Origin of the sequence: Alistipes provencensis, from assembly GCF_900083545.1 — a bacterium.
GTDB lineage: Bacteria > Bacteroidota > Bacteroidia > Bacteroidales > Rikenellaceae > Alistipes > Alistipes provencensis.
Genome location: NZ_LT559262.1, coordinates 1,717,183 through 1,738,480 on the forward strand (window position 1 = coordinate 1,717,183; position 21,298 = coordinate 1,738,480).

Annotated in this window: 13 protein-coding genes; 7 read left to right on the forward strand and 6 right to left on the reverse strand. The window is 53.2% G+C overall.

What is annotated here, in order from left to right; genetic code table 11:
- Positions 1–61 precede the first annotated feature (61 nt).
- From BN5935_RS06790 to BN5935_RS06805, 4 genes are read right to left on the reverse strand one after another with little or no spacing between them, the layout of a single operon-like run.
- Positions 62–1,681, reverse strand: coding sequence for a RagB/SusD family nutrient uptake outer membrane protein (locus tag BN5935_RS06790; RefSeq protein WP_064975447.1), 1,620 nt, complete (start codon positions 1,679–1,681; stop codon positions 62–64).
- Between the two features lie 18 nt (positions 1,682–1,699).
- Entirely contained in the window at positions 1,700–4,780 is a 3,081-nt protein-coding gene (locus BN5935_RS06795) for a SusC/RagA family TonB-linked outer membrane protein (protein WP_064975448.1), read from the reverse strand.
- A 20-nt stretch (positions 4,781–4,800) separates the two neighbouring features.
- Positions 4,801–7,104 carry an FAD-dependent oxidoreductase gene (locus tag BN5935_RS06800; RefSeq protein ID WP_064975449.1) on the reverse strand — a complete coding sequence of 768 codons (2,304 nt, stop codon included), beginning with the start codon at positions 7,102–7,104 and terminating at the stop codon, positions 4,801–4,803.
- 7 nt (positions 7,105–7,111) lie between these two features.
- The gene (locus BN5935_RS06805; RefSeq protein WP_064975450.1) at positions 7,112–8,749 is read right to left on the reverse strand and encodes a sodium:solute symporter family protein; all 1,638 of its coding nucleotides are present in this window, start codon (positions 8,747–8,749) and stop codon (positions 7,112–7,114) included.
- Between the two features lie 247 nt (positions 8,750–8,996).
- Here BN5935_RS06805 and BN5935_RS06810 point away from each other — a divergent pair, with 247 nt between their 5' ends.
- The 7 genes from BN5935_RS06810 to mobV all read left to right on the forward strand — a co-directional run bounded on the left by BN5935_RS06810 (position 8,997) and on the right by mobV (position 17,922).
- Positions 8,997–10,046 carry a LacI family DNA-binding transcriptional regulator gene (locus tag BN5935_RS06810; protein WP_064975451.1) on the forward strand — a complete coding sequence of 350 codons (1,050 nt, stop codon included), beginning with the start codon at positions 8,997–8,999 and terminating at the stop codon, positions 10,044–10,046.
- 191 nt (positions 10,047–10,237) lie between these two features.
- Positions 10,238–11,671 (forward strand): Ig-like domain-containing protein, encoded by a 1,434-nt coding sequence (locus tag BN5935_RS06815; RefSeq protein ID WP_064975452.1) that lies wholly within the window; start codon positions 10,238–10,240, stop codon positions 11,669–11,671.
- 271 nt (positions 11,672–11,942) lie between these two features.
- The gene (locus BN5935_RS06820; protein ID WP_016564205.1) at positions 11,943–13,178 is read left to right on the forward strand and encodes a site-specific integrase; all 1,236 of its coding nucleotides are present in this window, start codon (positions 11,943–11,945) and stop codon (positions 13,176–13,178) included.
- Between the two features lie 18 nt (positions 13,179–13,196).
- Positions 13,197–13,586 carry a hypothetical protein gene (locus BN5935_RS06825; RefSeq protein WP_016564204.1) on the forward strand — a complete coding sequence of 130 codons (390 nt, stop codon included), beginning with the start codon at positions 13,197–13,199 and terminating at the stop codon, positions 13,584–13,586.
- A gap of 310 nt (positions 13,587–13,896) precedes the next feature.
- Complete coding sequence (locus BN5935_RS06830) at positions 13,897–15,138, forward strand: primase-helicase family protein (protein ID WP_016564203.1); 1,242 nt, start codon at positions 13,897–13,899, stop codon at positions 15,136–15,138.
- Between the two features lie 254 nt (positions 15,139–15,392).
- A complete protein-coding gene (locus BN5935_RS06835) occupies positions 15,393–16,361 on the forward strand; it encodes a toprim domain-containing protein (protein WP_016564201.1) in 969 nt (322 codons plus the stop codon).
- A 193-nt stretch (positions 16,362–16,554) separates the two neighbouring features.
- Positions 16,555–17,922 carry a MobV family relaxase gene (mobV, locus tag BN5935_RS06840; protein WP_022508104.1) on the forward strand — a complete coding sequence of 456 codons (1,368 nt, stop codon included), beginning with the start codon at positions 16,555–16,557 and terminating at the stop codon, positions 17,920–17,922.
- An 89-nt stretch (positions 17,923–18,011) separates the two neighbouring features.
- Here the strand turns inward: mobV and BN5935_RS06845 are convergent, their stop codons facing one another.
- Together BN5935_RS06845 and BN5935_RS06850 are read right to left on the reverse strand one after the other, a co-directional pair.
- Positions 18,012–19,238, reverse strand: a complete 1,227-nt coding sequence (locus tag BN5935_RS06845; protein WP_064975453.1) for an MFS transporter — start codon at positions 19,236–19,238, stop codon at positions 18,012–18,014.
- Between the two features lie 686 nt (positions 19,239–19,924).
- The gene (locus BN5935_RS06850; protein WP_147625785.1) at positions 19,925–21,298 is read right to left on the reverse strand and encodes an Ig-like domain-containing protein; all 1,374 of its coding nucleotides are present in this window, start codon (positions 21,296–21,298) and stop codon (positions 19,925–19,927) included.

A 21,298-nucleotide genomic window follows, 5' to 3' on the forward strand; every position in this document is an offset into this window, starting at 1 on the left:
GTTTATGGCAGACAAGCAGCCGGGTCGGGACTGCTTGTCTGTACGTTCGGTGAACCGGCGTTTAGTAGCCGGGGTTCTGGTCCGGGGCGTTGATGAAGGGATTGGTATTGATCTCGTTCTGCGGGATGGGCCACAGGTAATCCCGGTTGGGGTTGAACGAACGCGTGTCGACCTTGTAGGGAATGTACTTCGGCGGGTTGAGGCGCACGTCCTGATACTTGTAGCCGTAGGCGTCGGTCATCACCTCGGGGCCGATCCGCCAGCGGCGGATGTCCGAAATGCGGGTGCCCTCGAAAGCGAATTCGACACGGCGTTCGTGGCGAATGATGGCCCGCAGTGCGGTGGCGTCGAGATTCGTGCCTTCGACATCCTCGACCTTCGGCATCATCACCGAGGGGCGCTGGCGCACACGGTCGATCAGTCCGCGGACTTCGGCTTCGTCGAACGTTCCCGACTCCACGAGCGCCTCGGCACGCATCAGCAGCACGTCGGCGAAACGGATCAGGATGATGTTATGCTCCGAGTTGTTCTTCTCGGTCTCGGTGTAGTCGTTCCACTTGCGGATTTTCATGCCCGTATAGTTCGAAGAGCTCGGGAGGAATACCGTGCCGCGGCCGTTGTCCGTACCCGGCATGATGATCGACTGGTCGAGGCGCGGATCGCGGTCCTTGTAGGGATAGGTCGAATCGAAAGCCGGGTCGGCGCTCTCGTAGAGCTGCGTCTCGGCGTTCCAACTTACGGGATAGCCGTTCTTGGTGTAGTAACACTCGGCGAGCGCCGCCGTCGGACAGTAGGAGTTCCACTCGTAGGTGAAGGTGTAGAGCTGATGTGAAAGCCCCTGCGAATAGGCGTTCTTCATGTACTGGATGTCGAAGATCACCTCGCTGTTGTTCTCGTTCTGGGGCAGGAACAGCTCCCGGTAGCGGGGATAGAGGTCGTAACGGAGCGCGCCGTTCTCGTCTTTGAGGTCGATCACCTCTTTGAGCGTTTCGGCTGCTTGGGCGTACATCCCGTTGTAGAGCTCGATCTTGCCTTTGAGGGCCAGTGCGGCGCCGCTCGTGGCGCGGCCCGTGTCCTCGGCGGCATAGGTTACGGGCAGGTGTCTGGCCGCTTCCTCCAAGTCGCCGAGGATCTGCTCCACGACCTGCGCCTTGGGCGTGCGGGGCTTGCTGTCGGCCAGATCGACCTGCTCGAGGTACATCGGCACGTCTCCGAAGAAATCGATGAGTTCCGAGTAGAAATACGCACGCAGGAAGAGCGCCTCGCTGCGCAGCCGATCCTTGATGTTGGTGGCCGGGACAGTTATCTCGTAGCAGTGGTCGAGCCAAGCCAGCAGGGTGTTGGCACGCGAGATTCCGCGGTAGCCGCGGCTCCAGAAGTTCAGCGCATAGACGCTCGACGAACCGTGGGTGCCCTGTCCGAACTCCTGCGTGTTCTGGTTGCGCGAATAGTTGTACATGTTGTCCGACATGCAGTCGAAGTCGATGGCGTAGGTGCGGCCCTTGACCGGTTCGAGGGCGGCGTTGTAGATGCCGTTGACGGCGATGACGGCGTTCTCCTGCGAAGAGAAGAAGGTGGCGGGGTCGAGTGCGTCCTGCGGTTCGCGTATCAGGTAATCCGCGCAGGAACCCAGCATGAGCGCCGAACTGACGAGTGCGACTATTTTATGATAAGTTTTCATCTTTGTCCGTGTTTTGTGTTAGAAACCGATGTTGAGGCCGAAGTTGTAGATGCGTATCTGGGGATAGACCTCCGATGCGATGTTGGTCGAGGGACGCTCGGGGTCCCATCCCGGGAAGTTGGTGAGCGTCCATGCGTTCTGGATGCCGGCATAGATGCGCACCTTCGACATGTGCAGTTTGGCCGTCCAGCGCACGGGCAGCGTGTAGCCCAGCTCGATGTTCTTCAGGCGCAGGAACGAGGCGTCGTAGATGTAGTAGCTCGAACGGGTGTTGGCCGTCTTCGAATCGTAATTCATGCGCGGGTGGCGGTTGGTCGGGTTCTCGGCCGTCCAGCGCTTGTCGACCATGTCTTTCCAGACGTTGCCGTTGTCGTTGTAGAACGGCACGACCATCGGACCTTGGTTGTACATGTCGCGGCCCAGCACCGTCTGCCAGAACATGTTGAAGTCGATACCCTTCCAGCCCCAGTTGAGGTTCAGCGACATCGAGACGTCGGGGAACGGGTCGCCGATGATGGTCCGGTCGTAGTCGAGGTCGATTTTGCCGTCGGGCTTGCCGTCGGGGCCCGAGAGGTCGGCGAATTTCAGGTCGCCGGGGCGCGGACTGCCCTCGCTCGGCACGGGCCGTCCTTCTTTGAGCTTGTAGACACGATCCTGCAGGGGCACCGAGGGGTCGCTGTCGTTTTGCCATGTGAAGTCGTCGAACTGGTAGACGCCGGCCATCCGGTAGCCGTAGTAGGCGCCCACGGGATGACCCTCCATCTGGACGATGGGCAGTGAGGCGTGGATCACGGGGCTGACGCCTTTCAGGTCGAGGATCTTGTTGCGCAGGAACGTGGTCGTGAACGTGGCGTCGACATACATTTTGTTGCGGTAGGTCTGGCGGTAGTTGAGCGTCAGTTCGAGACCCTTGTTCTCCATGCTGCCGGCGTTCTGGTAGGGACCGCCGTTCACGTTGCCGATCAGCGACGGTGGAATGGGCAGTTTCATCAGGATGTCGGTGGTCTTCTTGTAGAAGATGTCGGCCGTCAGCGAGAAGCGGTTCCAGATGCCGATGTCGAGACCGATGTTGGTTTGCTCGGAGGTCTCCCACGAAGTGTCCTTGTTCGAGAGTTCGGTGATGGCGGCGCCGGCCACCTGCGTGCCGTTGAAGTCGTAGTAGCTGTCGGTCGAGAGGGTCGGGTACCCGGTGTAGTTCGAGGAGATATACTCGTTGCCGAGGCGTCCCCACGACACGCGCAGCTTGAGGTTGTTGATATACTCGGTCACGCCGGAGTTCTTGAAGAAACTCTCTTGGGAGATGCGCCATCCGGCGGCCACCGACGGGAAGAGACCCCATTTCTTGTTGTAGAAGCGCGACGAACCGTCGTAGCGGACGTTGACCTCGAAGAGGTAGCGGTCGTCGTAGGAGTAGTTTGCACGACCGAAGAGCGAACGGGTCGTGCGTTCGTTGATGGCGTTGTCGTTGACCTGCGTGGCGGGGTCGCCCATGTTCAGCGACGGGGTGAACGAGGACATGTTGTCGCGGCGCGCCATCTCCCATTCGTTGCGCCACCAGTACTGCGAGGCACCGACAAGTACCGAGAAGTCATGGCGGTCGATGCGTTTCTTGTAGTTGGCCGTAAGTTCGGTGGTCGTCGAGAGGGTCGTCGAGTTCTTGATCTCGATGAAGCTGGCCACCTTGTTCTGCACGTCGCCGTAGAGGTCGCCCACGGTGTAGATCGGGGCCACGAACTGGTCGTTGCGCGAATTGAAGTAGACCGTGGCGAACGAGCCTTGGATTTTCAGCCCCTTGATGGGTTCCACTCCGGCGCTGATCTTTGCGGTCAGTTGGTTGGAGACGTTCTTCGTGCGGCCCCCGGCCTCGAGCTGTCCCATGTGGCGGCCGTAGAAGCCGTAGAGCCCGTTGTAGGCCTTGAAGATACTGGTGGGACCCGCACGGTGGACGTCCTGAATGGTCTGGTTGGTGCCCATGGCCGTCGAGGTCATGTCCTTGCGGTAGCCCGAGAGGTTGAGCGTCGTGAAGAACTTGCGGTTGGTGGAGTACATGCTGAGGTTCGAGCGGAACGAGATCTTTTCGTTGTCAGTGCCCTTCAGCACGCCGTCTTGGTTGCCGTAGCCCAGCGAGACGCTGCTGTTGTAGTTCTTGCCGCCCATCGACATGCTCAGGTAGTGGTCGTGCATCGGGGCGATGCGGAAGTGGCGGAGGTAGTAGTTTACGGAGACCTTTTCGCCCGAGATGTATTTCTCGCGGTCGCTGTCGTAATTCTTGATCTCGCCGTTGTAGAGGAACATTTCCTCCTTCAGGTCGAGCCATTCGAGCACCTTCACCGGCTTGGGCAGCGCCGTGGTCTCCTGCAGCGAGAAGCTGCCGTTGTAGCTCACCTTGAGCTCGCCCGAACCTTCGCCCGATTTGGTCGTGATGAGCACGACGCCGGCCGCCGCACGGTTGCCGTAGATGGCCGCCGACGAAGCGTCCTTCAGCACCGACATCGATTCGATGTCCTTGGGGTTGATTTGGTTGATGTCTCCCTCGACGCCGTCGATCAGCACCAGCGGTTCGTTGTTGTTGGCGATGGACGATACGCCGCGGATGCGGATCGAACCTTGGTCCTGTCCCGGCTGTCCCGAGTTCTGGACCACGTCGATACCCGAGATCGTACCCTGCAGGGCCATCGAGGCTTGGGTGATAGGACGGTTTTCGAGGTCCTTGACCGACACGTTCTCGGCCGATCCCAGCAGGTTGACTTTCTTTTGCGTGCCGTAACCCACCTGTACGACCTCGACGGCGTCGAGCATCTGCTGGTCGGGCAGCAGTTTGATGATGTCGAACTTGGCCTTGGGATCGTCGGCTTTCAGTTTGAGCGTCTTGTAGCCCATGAACGAGAAGGTGATCTCGCTCTTGGGGTTCGGAATCTTGATCGAATATGTGCCTTTGCTGCCGGTGATCGTTCCAGCACCCGTTTCCTGCACATACACGGTAACGCCCGACATGGGTTTGTCGTTCTCGTCGTGCACTACACCTTTGATCTCCCTGGGCTGTGCCATGGATGCCGTGATCGCGAAGAGCATCACCAGGGTCATGTAGATTTTTTTCATAGGTTCTGAAGTTGGTTGGTTTATTTCGTTGTTTTCGATTCGATGATAATGCCCATCAGCGCCGGACAGACGTCGCCCTCCGGACGCCGGAACCGGAGCCGGAGTGCCTGCGCCGTTACCGGCTCGGGGAAGGTCAGCGTGTTGACGGTCTGGTGGTTGCCTTCGACGCACGCCAGTTCGTGGCCCGCGTCGTCCGAGAGAACGTAGTCGCGGATGCAGCAGGGCATCACGGAGTCGTAGTGTCCCATCTGCACGTTTTCCATCGCGTGGTCGGCGTCGGTGTCGAAGAAGAGCCGGACCTGCGAAATGCTCTGGGGTTCATTCCAGACGATCTCCAGCTCGGGTGCGGCGTCGGCGGCATCGGCGGCCCAGCCATTGGGAGCGAGGTAGGGGCGGAAGTAGTTGTTCCGCAACTGCTCCGCGCCGAAGGCGGCGAGACCCGGGGTGAACCGCAGGGCGAGGTTCTTTCCTTCGGGACGGCGTTTCGGGCACCAGAATTCGAATGCGTCGACGCCGATGCCTTCGGGAGGCGTCTGACGGCCGAAGTTCGAGACGGCGGGGTTGATGTGGTTGAAGACCGATGTGAGGCCCGTTACGAAGCGTCCGCTTTGGGGCAGGCGCACCTTGTCGTTGGTCATGAAGCAGACGAAGACATAGCGCGCCGCGTCGTATTCGATGCCGAAGTCCAGCACGATATGGTTTTCTCCTTGGACGAGGGGTATGATCTCGACGGCGTCGGTGCGGTCGGGGGTGTAGTTCTCCCGGCGCAGGGAGCTGCGCAGTTCGACGCGGAGTTCGGTGGACTCGTCGGCTTCGGCGACGGTCTCGATGCGGGGCATGCGGCCGTTGACGGGCAGCAACTGGGCGGCCGGGTATTCGAGGCGGAACCATGTGCCGTCGTGCGGCAGTTTGTCCAGCCGGAGTTCGCTCGACACACGCAGCGAAGCCTTCTCCAGCAGGTTTCTGCCGTCGGAGATGTCTAATCCGGGGATGAACTGCCCCCGTTTGACGAGCTCGGTCTGCAGGCGTGCGATCTTTTCAGGATTTGCATAGTCGGCAGGCTTGCACCCCTCTTCGAGACAGAGCGCTGCGGCCATGCCGATCGCCTGCCCGCCGAGTGCCGCCGTGCACATGACGCGGGTCGAACCGTTGGCTACATGGCTCGACGACATGATGCGGCCGCCGATGAAGAGGTTGTCCAGATCGGGAGTCACATAACAGCGGTAAGGTATCTGGTAGACGCCTTTGCTGTGCCACTGGTTGCAGCCGTTCTTGGGGCTGAAGACCCCGTCCGACGGATGCAGGTCGATGGACCAGCCTCCGTAAGCCACGGCGTCGTAGTGGGTGCGCTGTTCGATGATGTCCTGCTGGGTGATGGTGTAGAGCCCCGTGAAGCGGCGGCTTTCGCGCTTGCCCGGAAAGAGCCCCGCCCACTCCAGCGTGAGGTTCTCGGCCTGCGGGAACTTGCCGGAATTCTTGATATAGTCCCAGACGCCGTAAACCACGCGCCAGAGTTCGAATTTGATCCGCTCGGTGTCGGTCACCGTGTCCAGACGGCCGCCGTACTCCAGCCACCAGTATTTACAGCCGTGCTGGGCGGCGTTGAAATAGTTGGGATTCTGTAACTTGGGGATGTGGCGTTCCGCATCCTTGATGGCGAAATCCGGTGCCGTGTATTTCACCGGACGTCCCGTGTCCTTCATGTAGAAAAGGATGCTGTGGCCCAGCAGCTCGCCGTACTCCTGCTTGTCGGGGGCGAATCCTTCGCCGTACTCCTCCTTCTCCTCGGCGCCCATGCGGAACGATGCGCCGGCGAGGTAGCCCAGCGTGCCGTCGCCCGTGCAGTCGGCGAACAGGCGCCCTTCGAGCGTGTATTCGGTGCCGTTCTGAGGATTGATGGCCGTGAGGCGGTCGACCGTGCGGTCGTCGCTCTTCTCGACCTTGTAGACCACCGTGTTGAGCAGCAGCGTGATGTTGGGCTCGGCGAGCACTTTGTCCATCAGCACCATGTCGAACAGCACGGGATTGCCCTCCTTGTTGCGGAAGGTGTTCTCGACGAGGATTTCGTCCAGCACGCCGCCTTCGCGCGACCAGCGGTTGTTATTGCCCATGTGGGAGGTGGCGCCCAGCACCCACAGGCGTACCTCGCTCGAGGCGTTGCCCCCGAGTACGGGCCGGTCCTGTACTAGGATGACCTTGACGCCGGCCCTCGCTGCGGTGATGGCACTGCATACGCCCGTCATGCCTCCTCCGGCGATTATGTAGTCGGCCCGGAGCGGGATGTGGCGGAATGCCCTTTGTTTTTCGGAATTGCAGGTAAACATAGTTGGATCAGGATTTCTTTTTGCTGTATGAATAAGCTGTGATGCCGATCGCCAGCAGCAGCAGTCCCATGCCCAGCGGGATCATCTTGTGTTCGTCGGCCAGAGCGCCCAGCACGGCGATGAACAGTCCGGCGAGGATGGCGCCGATGCCGATGACCATCACGCTGAAACGGTTGTTCGCGGCTCCCTCTTCCTCGACGGCTGCGGCGGGAGCTTTCTCGATCATCGGGACCAGCTCGCCGGGACGGCATACGCGGTGGTAGATTTCATAACCCGTCAGCAGCAATGCCGGAACCAGTACGCCCACGAGCATCTCTTCGGCGCGGTCGAGCGAGAAGCCCATGATCGGTGTGACGAACTTGAACAGCGCGTTGATCGCAAGGCTCACGACGGTCGTCGTGAGGATGACCCGCCCGTTGAGGTTGCGCGAGAAGAGCGACCAGATGAGCGGCAGGTAGAGCGGTACGCCCGTGAGGGCCGCGACGCTGATGACCACGTTCACGATGCCGCCCATCAGCGGGATCAGCAGGGCCACGACGATGGCCAGCACGCCGAATCCGATGGTGGACCAGCGGGCGATCCGCATCAGACCCTTTTCTGAGGTGGAGGGGGAGAGTCGTTTGAAAATATCGTTGGTGAAGACACCCGCCGAGATATTGAGCGTGGCGTTGAGCGAGCTGGCCGTGGCGAAGATCATGCCGCCGAGCATCAGGCCCAGCAGACCCGAGGGCATAGCCTCCTTGCACATCAGCAGGTAGGCGTTCTCGGCTTCCAGCCCTTCGAGGCCGGGGTTGTAGACCCGGTAGATCATCGGCGGCAGCATCCAGAGGATGGGGCTGACGAGGTAGAGCACGCCGAACAGCCATCCCACCTTGCGGGCGTTTTGGGGCGTGCTGACGCTGGTGTAGCGCTGTACATAGGCCCAGTTGCCGCCCAGAAAAAAGAGGTTGTAGAACATGAAGGCGATGATGAATACCCATGTATAGTCGCCCGATACGGTCTGGAAAAATCCCTCCGGGACCTTTGCGAGGAAAGCCTCGGTTCCGCCGACCTTCATCAGCGAAAGCGGAATGACGATGATGACGGCGGCGAACAGGATCAGGAACTGCAATACGTCGGTCACCACCACGGCGCGCAGACCGCCGATCGTGACGTAGAGGATGCTGAAAGCCCCCAGCAGCAGGATGCTCGTGTTGAGCGGAATGTCGGCCGTGACCTCGATGATCTTGGCGATGGGGTAGAGGAAGGCGCCTGTGGTGAAGAGCGAGATGAAGAGGAACAGGTAGGTGTACATCTTCTGCGTTGACACGCCGAAGCGGCGGGTGATGTATTCGGCGGCCGTGAGACAGCCCGTGCGGTTCCAGCGCGGGGCGATGAAGAATCCGACGGCGAGGCCCGCGGCGGCCATCGTGAGCTGGATGGTCACCGACACCCATCCGTGGGAATAGGCGATCGAGCCCCACACGACGAACGTGCCGGCCGAGAAGAAGCCCATGAACAGCGAGAGCCCGCTGATCCACCAAGGAACGTTACCCCCCCCCGCGAAAAAGCTCTTCATATTTTTACCCGTAGAGGAAAAGGAGACGCCGGCGAGCATCACGCCCGCGGCAAACAGCAGAATGGTTACATAATCTAAGGTGCCCATGGATCGGTTCTCATTTAGGTCGTTTTCGGGTTAGCCCAGAACAAATATATCCCATTCGGGCGGTTTCCGCCCCAGCCGGGGTTCATAAAATCGTCGGGAACGTTTTCGGGAACGCTCCCATTTTATGCAACCGCTCCCATAGCCGCTCCCACGGGTTCGCCCGGTCTGTGGAAATGCGGAATTACCGGGCATGAAATTTGATTTTTGATATAAAACTGTGTATCTTGCTTCAAATTTTTTCTTACCCATGGCACAAAATACCACGATAAAAGACATCGCACGGGCGCTCGGAATCTCCAAGTCCACCGTGTCGCGTGCACTTGCCGACCGTTTCGATGTCAAGCCCGAGACCAAGAAGGCGGTGATGGAGATGGCCGAGAAGATGCACTACAGGCCCAACCCGTTCGCCCAGAACCTGATCAAGCGGCGCACGAAGATCATCGGCGTCGTGGTCCCGGAGTTTATCAACTCGTTTTTTGCCCGGATCATCATCCAGATACAACAGGTCTTCGAACGCGAAGGCTTTCATGTACTTATCACCCAGTGCAACGAATCGGCCGAGGCCGAACGGCGTAACCTGCAACTGCTGGAGGAGAGCATGGTCGAGGGTATCCTGATCTCCGTCACCGAGAAGGGACGCAATACCGATTATTATAAGGAGTTGATCGACAGCGGCATTCCGCTGGTCTTTTTCAACCGCGCCACCAACGACGTTGCGGCCAGCCGCGTCGTTATCGACGACTACAAATGGGCGTTCTTTGCCGTAGAGCACCTGATAAACATCCGCCGCGAGATGGGCCAGCCGATGCCGCGCATCATGCATTTTCAGGGACCCTCGGAGATCGACCTTTCGGGACTGCGCTACCGGGGTTATGCCGATGCCCTGCGCAAGCACGGCCTTCCGGTCGATTCGTCGCTGGTGGTCCGCTGTGAATCCATCACCCGGGAGGAGGGTTTCCGGATGATGAACCGCTGCATCGTGCAGGGAGTGGTTCCCGACGCCCTGTTCGGGTTCAACGACCAGTTGGCTATCGGGGCCATGAAGGCGCTCAAGCGCAAGGGTTTCCGCATTCCGCAGGAGGTCTCGGTGATGGGTTTCACCGAATCGCAGTCGGCGCTGGTCACCGAACCCATGCTGAGTTCCGTGGCGCAGCCGCTGGACAGGATGGGAGAGACCGCGGCTCGGCTCCTGTTGGAGAAGATCCAAGACCCTGCGTCGGAAAACCGCACCGTCGTGCTCGAGGGATTGCTCAACGTTCGGGGTTCGAGCGATCCCAAGATGCTCGACGGCGAGTAGTTCCGCCTCTTCTTCCATTCCCGCAGCGCTCCTTTTCGGGAACGATTCCGAAAGATTAAACCGTTCCCGAAACCGTTCCCGCTGATTTATTGCCGCCGTCGGCCCCCGAAAAAGGTTTATTCCGAATATATTTGTTTCTGCAAGGCTCTTGCAGGGCCTTCCGATCGGAATATTAACCTAAACCAACCGATATGAAAAGATTTTTCTGTCTATTCACGGCTTTGACGGCGGTCTTGTCGCTCTCATCCTGTATGGAGAAGGAGGATACGCCCCCGCATTTCGTACATGTGGAGAGCGTAAGTTTCGACGTTCCGACACTCAGCCTTCCCGAAACCAAAACGTACAGCCTGCAAATTATCTTTACCCCCGAAGACTGCGGCAACAAGAAAATCACTTGGTACAACACCAATCCCGAGGTTGCGACGGTCAGCGCCGAAGGTGTCATCACGGCCAAGGCCGAGGGTGTGACCACCATCGGCATCCAGACCAGCGACATGCGCCGCACGGCGGAGGTGGAGGTGACGGTCACGCCGTTCATCGCCGATGTTCCGATCACTTCGATCACCCTCAGCACGATTTCCCACAATTTCCTCGTGACCGATGATCCGCTCACCGTGACTGCGACCGTTACGCCCGAGAATCCGTCGATCCCGACGCTTGAGTGGATTTCGTCCGACGAAGGGGTGGCCCGTGTGTCGCAGGAAGGTGTCGTTACGCCTGTCGGACACGGCCGCGCCACCATTACGGCCAAGGCCAACGACGGCAGCAAGCAGAAAGCCGAGTGTAAGGTGACGGTCTCCGGTGTCAAGGACCGTAACTATGACGGTACGGATGCATACTATAAACTGATCTATTACCCCGTGAATATCGAGGTGACGCTTTCCGATGGTACGAAGGCCACGCAGACATGGCTCGACCGTAATCTGGGAGCCAAGAAGGTTGCCGAATCAAAAGGCGATTACGAGGCTTACGGTTCGCTGTTCCAGTGGTCGCGCAAGGCCGACGGACATGAACAGACTACATGGTCTGATGCTACTACGGGGGTATTGGCGAATGGTATTACTTCGATTAATGAACGTGTCCCTGATCGGGCGAATGCCGGCCATAATAAATTTATTCCGACGAATGCAGAACCCAATGACTGGGCTTCACAGTCTTCGACGCAGGAAACGGGCCTTTGGGGCGGAAAATACACCGACTATGAATGGCACGCGCCTTTGGCCGATGAAACGAACATCAACAATCCCTGTCCGGAGGGTTATCGGGTACCGACTGTCAACGAATTCTTGTCCATGGCCGGAGCGATCCTGAATACGACGTTGAGCTATAATAAGAAATATTCGATCAGCGATCCGAACACCGTATTCGCAGAATCCGATTTGCACTTGCCTTCATCCGGCGATATGCTTTACTCGTCATCGTCAGCAAATACGGAAAACGGAAATTCGCGAGGTGTTTATTGGACGAATTCCTCCGCTGCGAAAAAAGGCGATAACTACAATAATGCGAACCGTTTGCTTTTCATGAGCGGACAGGTGATCGTGAATCCTTACCAGCGTACCAACGCGTACAGTATCCGTTGTATCCGCGATACGCCCCTTGAAACGACCTCTCTGGAGGATTGACCTTAAAATAAACACCTAACGGAATAGCAAATTTGAGTAAAGCGTAGCGAACAGACTGAAAAAGCGTTCGTTACGCTATATTTTTCTCTTGTTCAAAAGCCAAGAAGAGACAGAATATGGACAAACGCAGCAAAAGTTCAGTTACTTTATCATTACCCGTGCGATGATGCAAATTTCTTGCGAAACCTAAATTTTGCATCGTTTGGCGTTATGTGTCGTATCTGTCGGTAACTCACTATGAATTAATTTTGTAACCAAAAAAAAGTGAGTTATGAGAAGTACATTTAAGGTATTGTTCTACGTGAAGAAAGGCAGTGAGAAACCCAACGGCAACCTGCCTTTGATGTGTCGCATTACGGTGGACGGAGAGATTAAGCAGTTCAGTTGCAAGATGGATGTTCCCTTGCGCCTGTGGGACGTGAAGAACAACCGTGCTTCGGGTAAGAGTGCCGAAGCGCAAAGAATCAACCGTGCCGTTGACAAAATCAGAGTGGAGATAAACCGCCGTTATCAAGAGTTGATGCAGACGGACGGTTATGTCACTGCTGCCAAGTTGAAAGATGCCTATCTCGGCATCGGTATCAAACAGGAAACCTTGCTAAAACTGTTTGAACAACACAACAGCGAATTTGCCAAGAAAGTGGGACACAGCAGGGCAAAAGGAACATTCCGACGTTATGTTACCGTCTGCAAGCACATCCGTGAGTTCCTACCCCATACCTACAAGCGTGAAGATATTCCGTTAAAAGAGTTGAACCTCTCGTTCATCAACGACTTCGAGTATTTCCTGCGTACTGAGAAAAAATGCCGCACCAATACCATTTGGGGCTACATGATTGTGCTGAAACACATTATTTCCATAGCGAGGAATGACGGTCGTCTGCCGTTCAATCCCTTTGCAGGGTACATCAACTCTCCCGAAAGCGTGGACAGAGGGTATATTACGAGAGAGGAGATACACACAATGATGAACACCGATATGCCCGACAAGACACACGAGCTTGTCAGGGATTTATTTCTGTTCTCCACCTTTACAGGTTTGGCATATTCCGATGTCAAGAACCTTACGGAAGACAACCTGCAAACATTCTTTGACGGAAATCTGTGGATTATCACCCGAAGAAAGAAAACTAACACGGAATCCAATATCCGATTGTTGGATGTTCCCCGAAAGATAATAGAGAAGTACAGGGGTATGACAAGAGATAATAAAGTATTCCCCATGCCGAGTAACACGACTTGCAACAAGAAGCTGAAAGCCATTGCCAAGTTGTGCGGTATAAAAGTCCACTTGACCTATCATGTAGCAAGACATTCGGCAGCGACCACTGTGCTGTTATCCAACGGAGTACCCATTGAAACCGTCAGCCGACTTTTGGGACATACCAACATAAAAACGACCCAAATTTACGCAAAAATCACAGCCCAAAAGATTAGTCAGGATATGGAAACATTGTCGCACAAACTGGAGGATATGGAAAAGAACATTTGCAATGCCATTCAGTAACCCTTAAATCAAACGATAATGAAAGAGGAAAGAAACATCATAACAATGAACGAGTTCGGCAATGTAGTTATGCCGAAAGATATACAGGCAACCGCCATGAGTGAGTGGGAGCTTTGCGAGTTGTTCAATGTAACCGCCCCGACTATCAGGGCAGGGATAAAGACACTCTGCAAGAACGGCATTCTGAATGAGTGTGAGATAAGGCATACCATCCGACTGTCCGACAAGTGCAGCATGGAGGTTTACAGCCTTGAAACGATAATCGCCCTTGCGTTCCGTATCGGCACATACAGTGCGAAGCAGGTGCGCAATGCCGTTCTTGAAAGACTGTACTTGCGAAAAGAGAAAACAAGCATCTTCTTTTCGCTGAACACCAACGGCATAGCCAAAGCCGAATACTTCTCGTAGCTGAATTGGTTGCACGACTGACGGAATCCATTCATTCAGTCACGAATAGAGTAATCAAGCCAGCGTGTCAGCATATAATCTGACCGACATATCAACAGGAACTCCAATTTTTTCTCCCGAAAAGCGTAATCCCCACATTCGTTTTTTGGGAGTTTTTTCGTCTGTCCTGCCCGACTTCCGTTCCAAACCATTGAAAGTTTTTTCTTCGGGGGCTATTTGTCACCGTTCTGCCGCGTTTTGCGTAACAACTTATCCGATAAATGCTTATACTTTTGTAGCTGGTATTTTTCAAACTTAAAACCATTTGATTATGTCAGCTAACAAACAACAAGACAGCCACAGACCGCCATCGGATGGTGGCATGGCAAAGGAGGAATTCATCCGAGTGGGGACTACGCTTTACAAGATTGTGGAGCAGCCCAAACTGAACGGAGGGTATGTAAGGAAACGCATAGCATGGAACAACGAAACCCTGCGCCAAGACTACGGCAAGGACTACATCGGCAGCGTTCCCAAGTATGACGGCTTCTGCACCGTACCCGAACACATCGGCTACCATCCCGTGGTCGGCAAGTTCCTTAACCTCTATGAACCGATAGACCACCAACCTAAAGAGGGCGATTTCTCGCATATCCAATCTTTGGTAGGTCACATCTTCGGGGAGCAATACGAGTTGGGCATGGACTACCTACAACTGCTCTACTTGTACCCCATTCAAAAGCTGCCTATCCTGCTGTTGGTATCAGAGGAACGCAACACAGGCAAAAGCACATTTCTGAATTTTCTAAAACTCCTATTTCAGAACAATGTAACCTTTAACACCAACGAGGATTTCCGTAGCCAATTCAATTCCGACTGGGCCGGCAAACTGCTTATCGTGGTGGACGAGGTGCTGCTCAACCGTAGGGAGGACAGCGAGCGGTTGAAGAACCTAAGCACCACACTTTCCTACAAGGTGGAAGCCAAAGGCAAAGACCGTGACGAGATAGCGTTTTTCGCCAAGTTCGTGCTATGCTCCAACAACGAGTACTTGCCTGTAATCATTGATGCAGGGGAAACACGCTATTGGGTACGCAAGATAGACCGCTTGCAGTCTGATGATACCGACTTCCTGCAAAAGCTGAAAGCGGAGATACCCGCCTTTCTTCATTTCCTGCAACACAGAACACTATCCACCGAAAAGGAAAGCCGTATGTGGTTTGCTCCATCGCTGTTGCATACCGAAGCCTTGCAGAAGATAATCCGCAGCAACCGTAACCGACTGGAGATAGAGATGCACGAGCTGATACTTGACATCATGGATAGTGTCGGCACGGACACATTCTCGTTCTGCTACAACGACATTCTTCTGTTGCTGGTACACTCGCAGGTAAAAGTGGAGAAGCACCAAGTCCGAAAGGTGTTGCAGGAGTGTTGGAAACTTACGCCTGCACCCAACGGACTGACCTATACCACCTACCAATTCAACTACAATCGGGAGTGTCGGTATGAGCCTGTAAAACGGGTCGGTCGTTTCTATTCTGTCACGAGGGAACAACTTGAATCCCTGTAATATCATTCTTTTTTTTGTTGAATTGATGAATAAGGATATAACTATGCTGACAATAAACAATATACACTCTCAACAAAATCTCAACAATCGAAAAGAGAAGTTGAGAGAGGAACAGCACCCGATTGTTGATTTCTCTTTTGGCGAGTGGTTTGTTGAGAAGATGTTGAGCAAATATCTTTCTGTAAATAAATGTGTTATATAAGCCATTCAACAAATCAACGTTTTTACAATCATCATCAAATCTATAGAATATCATGAACATACAAGAAGTTAAACAAATCAGAATCGCAGACTATCTGCAAAGTTTGGGTTACACGCCCGTCAAGCAACAGGGCAGCAGCTTTTGGTACAAATCACCGCTGAGAGAGGAAACGGACGCATCTTTCAAGGTAAACACAGAACTCAACAAATGGTACGATTTTGGACTTGGCAAGGGCGGTAACATCATCGCATTGGCAGCGGAACTCTACCATACGGAAGATGTAACCTGCCTGTTGAAGCGCATAGAGGAACGGACACCATACATCCGCCCTGCATCGTTTTCTTTTGGCAAGCAGCAATCCGACAACCGCACTTATCGGGTATTAAGAGTTGGCGAGCTGTCATCACCTGCGCTCATTGCCTATCTGCAAGAAAGGGGGATAGACATTGAACTCGCCAAAAGGGAGTGTAAGGAACTGCGGTTTGAGAATGCCGACAAACCCTATTTCGCCATCGGCTTCCCGAATATGGCAAGAGGGTATGAAGTGCGTAATAGATACTTCAAGGGATGTGTCGCCCCGAAGGACATCACCCATATCCGACAGCAAAAAGAGCCACGAACCGTCTGTTATCTTTTCGAGGGCTTCATGGATTATCTCTCGTTCCTGACCATCCGAGTAAAGAACAATCCGCAACACCCACGATTGAATGCACAGGATTACGTCATTCTCAACTCCGTTTCCAACCTCTCGAAAGCGGAAAGCATATTGGCAACCTATACCCGAATCGGCTGTTTCCTTGACAATGACACAGCAGGACGGAACGCATACGCCAACCTGCAACGGATGTTGGGTGACCGCTTGCAGGATATGTCGGTTCACTATGCAGGGTATAATGACTTGAACGAGTACCTGTGCAAAAAACTCTTGTCCCAATCGACAGAGCCGATAAAGGAGGAGAAGCAAGTACAATCCGCAAGGCGGATGATGCAGCCACCGAAAAAGAAAGGGCTGAAAATATAGAGGGGAACAGGTTCGCTTTCCCAAGGGTATTTAGACAGAAATACCATAGCTCAATAGGGCGTTTTCTTCACGCATTACACGGTAATGCTAAAAACTCCCTATCGAGCCAAAGGGAAATCCCTTTGGAAACCCTGAGAGCCAATGCCACAGGCAGAGAATACACTCATAACAATAACCGTAAAAATCAAACTACATGGGATATTTTTCATTGGACATAAAGAAAGCAAAAGGTTCATCGGACACCGTACAATCCGACCATATAGAGAGAAGAATCATACCTAAAAACGCAGACCCGACAAGAACGCATCTGAACAGGGTACTTATAGAATACCCCGATGGCGTTCATGGCAGGGATGAAGCGATTGCCCACAGGCTGAACACGGCAGGCATCAAGCGGAAGATTACACATGACCAAGTCCGTGTAGTCCGAGTGGTTCTGTCGGGAACACATGAGGACATGATGGACATACAGGAAAACGGAAGACTTGACGAATGGTGCAGCGACAGCATCCAATGGCTGCAAGCCACATTCGGCAGGGAGAACGTGGTTGCCGCCCATCTTCACATGGACGAGAAGACACCGCATATCCATGCAGCCATTGTTCCCATCGTGACAGGTGAAAGGCGCAAAGCCAAGAAAGAGCAGGAAGACGGCAAACGGAAGTATCACAAGAAAGCAAATACCGTCCGTTTGTGTGCCGATGACCTGTTCAACCGTCAGACCTTGATTGCGTACCACGACAATTATGCAAGGGTTATGGCTAAATACGGATTACAGCGAGGTGTGCGAGGTTCCGAAGCACGGCACACCACCACGACACAGTATTATCGGGACATACAGAAAAAGAACGCTGCCCTTGATGCAGAAAACAAGCGGTTACAGGAGCAGAAAACCGAAACCGAACAGGAACTCAGACAAGCCAAGAAAGAGGTACAGACCGAGAAACTGAAAGGTGCAGCCACCACCGCAGCGACCAACATAGCTGAAAGTGTCGGTTCTCTTTTCGGGAGCAACAAGGTCAAGACTTTGGAAAGGGAGAACACCGCCCTGTATCGGGAAGTTGCCACCCATGAGGAAACCATTGAGATACTGCAAAACCGCATACACACGATGCAAACCGAGCACAACCGCCAGTTGTTGGAAATACAGCAGAATCACCGTAAGGAGATGGCGGAAAAAAGTGTCAGACACAAAGATGAAGTATCAGGTTTGAAACGCATTATCGAAAAGCTGTGTGCATGGTTTCCTATGGCAAAGGAAATTATGAGAATAGAGAGCCTGTGCCGCCTTGTCGGGTTCAATGAAAGGCAGACCACGACATTGACTTATGGTAAGCCTTTGATATACGAGGGCAAACTTTATTCGGAGGAACATAATCGGAGTTTTACGACAGAAAGAGCAGGCTTTCAAGTGGTGAAAGACCCTGCGGACAAGTCTAAACTGACACTCGTAATCAACCGCCAGCCCATAGGCGAATGGTTCAGGGAACAGTTCGACAGGCTACGGCAGAGCATACGACAGCCAATTCAACCACAAAGGAAAAGTAGAGGAATTACATAAGTAGTTAAAACAGATTGCAATAAGCCTCCGATAATCGTATTTCCCTATCAGAGGCTTATTGCTGTTTAGATTTAGTTACGTTTCATAAATCATGATTTTTGTTTTTGATTGTCGACCTTTCTAAGTTGTGGAAGACATAAGGCTATTATAGCGAGAAGCAGAATAGCCATACCTGAGAACAAAAACCAACGGTTTACCCCGATTTGGTCTGCAAATGCACCCGACACTACCAACCCAAGCGGCATGGCAAACGACATGATGCTGCCAAGAAGTCCGAAAACACGCCCTAAATACTCGGGTTGTATCTGTTCTTGAAATAGCGCGGTCTGTACTCCATTATAGAATGGGGCAGAAAAGCCCATCAACGTACAACATATCGCAAATATCATAAAACCATTGGTTGGTAGCAAGCCGGAAACAGTCAATGACACTCCCACAAGAAAGATAGAGCCGATGATATTTGCCATGCGCTTTTTGAAACCTCCCCATGCGCCCAATAGAAGTCCGCCCAACAACATACCAACTGCAAAAACAATTTCCACCACGGAAGCATGCAAGGTACTTCCCTCGAAATAATTCATACTCATCAGCGGAAATAGCGCATTGATTGGCATATAAATGAACATATTGATTGCTCCTATCCAAAGCAATGTGAAAAGAGCTTTATTTTGTCGTATTGCGTTATAGCCAATGCGCAGTTCGGTGAAAAAGTTTTCTTGCTGCAGCGCTTCAATCGGTTGTTTTGGGATGTGAACCATTGCAACAGTGATACAGGCAATTATTGCTCCGAATACGTCAAGGGCAACCGCAGAATTCAACCCCCATTTTGCATAGAGAAAAGCGGCAATTGCCGGACTTAGGATGAAACTTGCCGATTGGATGGACTGGGTGTAGCCGGCACATTTGACTAACTGTTCTTCAGGCACTAAAAGAGGTGTTACCGCACTTAACGCAGGGGAATGGAATGCAGTGCCAACGCTTCTAATGAAGAGGATGAGCATTACTATCCATACAGGTAGTTCCGCTGACAGGGAAATTACGGTAAGTACCAGTCCAGCACAAGCTATGATGACATCTGCACCAATCATGACCATTTTCCGGTTCCAGCGGTCAACAAGTACTCCGATTGCAGAACCTAAAACCGCTTGAGGTAGAAACCCAACCAAGGTCGCCATTGACAACACCATCGCAGACCCTGTTGTATTTGTCAGATGCCAGATGATGGCCATTTGAAGAACCCCACTTGTTATCAGGGACACAGCTTGCCCCGCCCATATTGTATAGAAATCTTGTTTCCAATTTCTGATTTTTTCCATTTGAATTTTTCCTTTTATCTTTTGAATGTTTCTTGATTTTATAGCACAAAAAATCTCTCGACAAGCCTGAAATAGCATGCCGGATTACAAAGACAATGACATTCAAATCGAATTAATTAGATTTGAATGTGGAAAAATTACCAAGGTTTATGATATGCAATATTAACGGTGTTTTTACCTGTTAATATTGTACAATTGTTCATAATCATATTGAAAACCACTATATATGTTGCGACTTATCTTAATTGGGATGGTATTATATGCACACCGAATCCGCTGCAAAGTTACAATAAATTATTCGATTTTTGCACTAACTAAAGTAAAGAATTTCAATGCTTCCTGAATTTTGCCTTTCCTTTTTTATCCAAATCTGCAAAAAATAACGGCATAAGCAAATAGGTATATATCGAAAGGCAAAAAATGGCGAATACTGTTTGTATTGGATACTATATCAAAGATTTGTCGTATCTTTGCACCTGAAAGAGTTATTTGATAGTAAAACACCGCAAAACGCTGAAAATCGCACGGTTTCCTAGTCGTTACCATTACTTTTCAGATACTCCGTTAAATGTTTATTCATCAAACGGTTAGACGAAACCGTTCAGAATTTAAAATAAAAACACAACTTCAAAAGAAAAGGGCGCCACATGCAGGCCGCCCTTTTCTTTTGTTACCAATTTTATTGTTTAATACCGGAATATATTGGCCCGGCGGATATCGTCGGTAGACTTCGAGGCGAAGCCCAGCCACAGTGAACCGTTCTTCATTTTAATACCCTCGGCTTCCATATATCCCGTGGATGTGATGTCGGCTGTCGTGAGTGCCTGCATGTCGGCGATGGCTCCGACTTTCGTGCGGGGATAGACCTGCGCACCCTTCAGGTCGAGTAGTGTCACATAGGCTATGGAGGCCGTTTTTCCGTCGTTGTTGTTGCCGGTGCCCTCATAAAAGTAGATAATGCCGTTCGTGCAGTCGAATCCTTGGAAATCATAGTAACCCAGTTCGGAGGCCGTTTTTCCGGTGTTTATCGTGAATTGCCCGACGGGTGTGAGCTGATCCAGTTTGCGGGCCTTGACGATGCGTGTTTCCGCCGTTTTCTGTGTACCGTCCTCGCCGCCCCAGGTTACCGTCAGTGAGACGTCGGAAACGGGAAGCGCCAGCGCTTCGCTTAATTTGTAGATGTAAAAATCGCGGACACCCGTCGTTGAGGCCGTGATGGCCAGCAGGTCGCTGGGGACGTCGATGGCCGGATGCACGTTGCGTTTACCTTGGAGATAGAAGGTATCGCCGCTGTATTTGTCGAGCGTCTTGCCCGCTTCGTACTTGATACGCGAGATGGTCTGGCTTTGGCTGTAGCTGTTATCGTCGAGCTTGTTGCCGTTGCTGTTGATCCAGATGTAACGATCGGCTCCCTGCTCCTCGACGGCCATGTTGGTGCCGTGGCCGAACCAGCGCAGGGTCATGTAATCAGCCGGCGACTCGTTTGCCTCACCCCGGATCACATGGAGCTTGTGAGCATCCGACCCGGCGATCTGTATGTAGTAGAGCTCACCCTTCGAATCCACGTCAAAGCATTGCATAACAGCGTTCCGTACAAGTTGTACGCCCTTGCTGTAAACGATCTCTTCGGTCAGCCCTGCCGCCACTTTCTCGAAGATGACATCATTGGATACCGATACCGATGTCCGGGCATATACCCCGTTGGGGGCTGTTACCGTTACCGGTGCGTTACCGGTCCCGATTCCGGTAACGACGCCTTGTGCGTCGACACAGACCGCATTTTCATTGCCCGAGCTCCAAACGATGCCCAGCGGATTGGCCGCTTGGTCGTACCAGTCGGTTTGTGAAACTCCTCTCCCAGGGGTAATGACCTTGATGCGGAGCTGTTCCGAGCCGCTGACGCTGATGCCGACCGACGATTTCTCAAAGAGAATGCTCAGTACGTCGTTCTCCTCTCCGTCGTCGGAGCAGGAGGGAAATACGGCGGTCGTTGCCAGTAGGGACAGGCATGCCAGCAGGGGCATGATCCTCGATTTACGGTATATTCGTGTTGTGTTCAT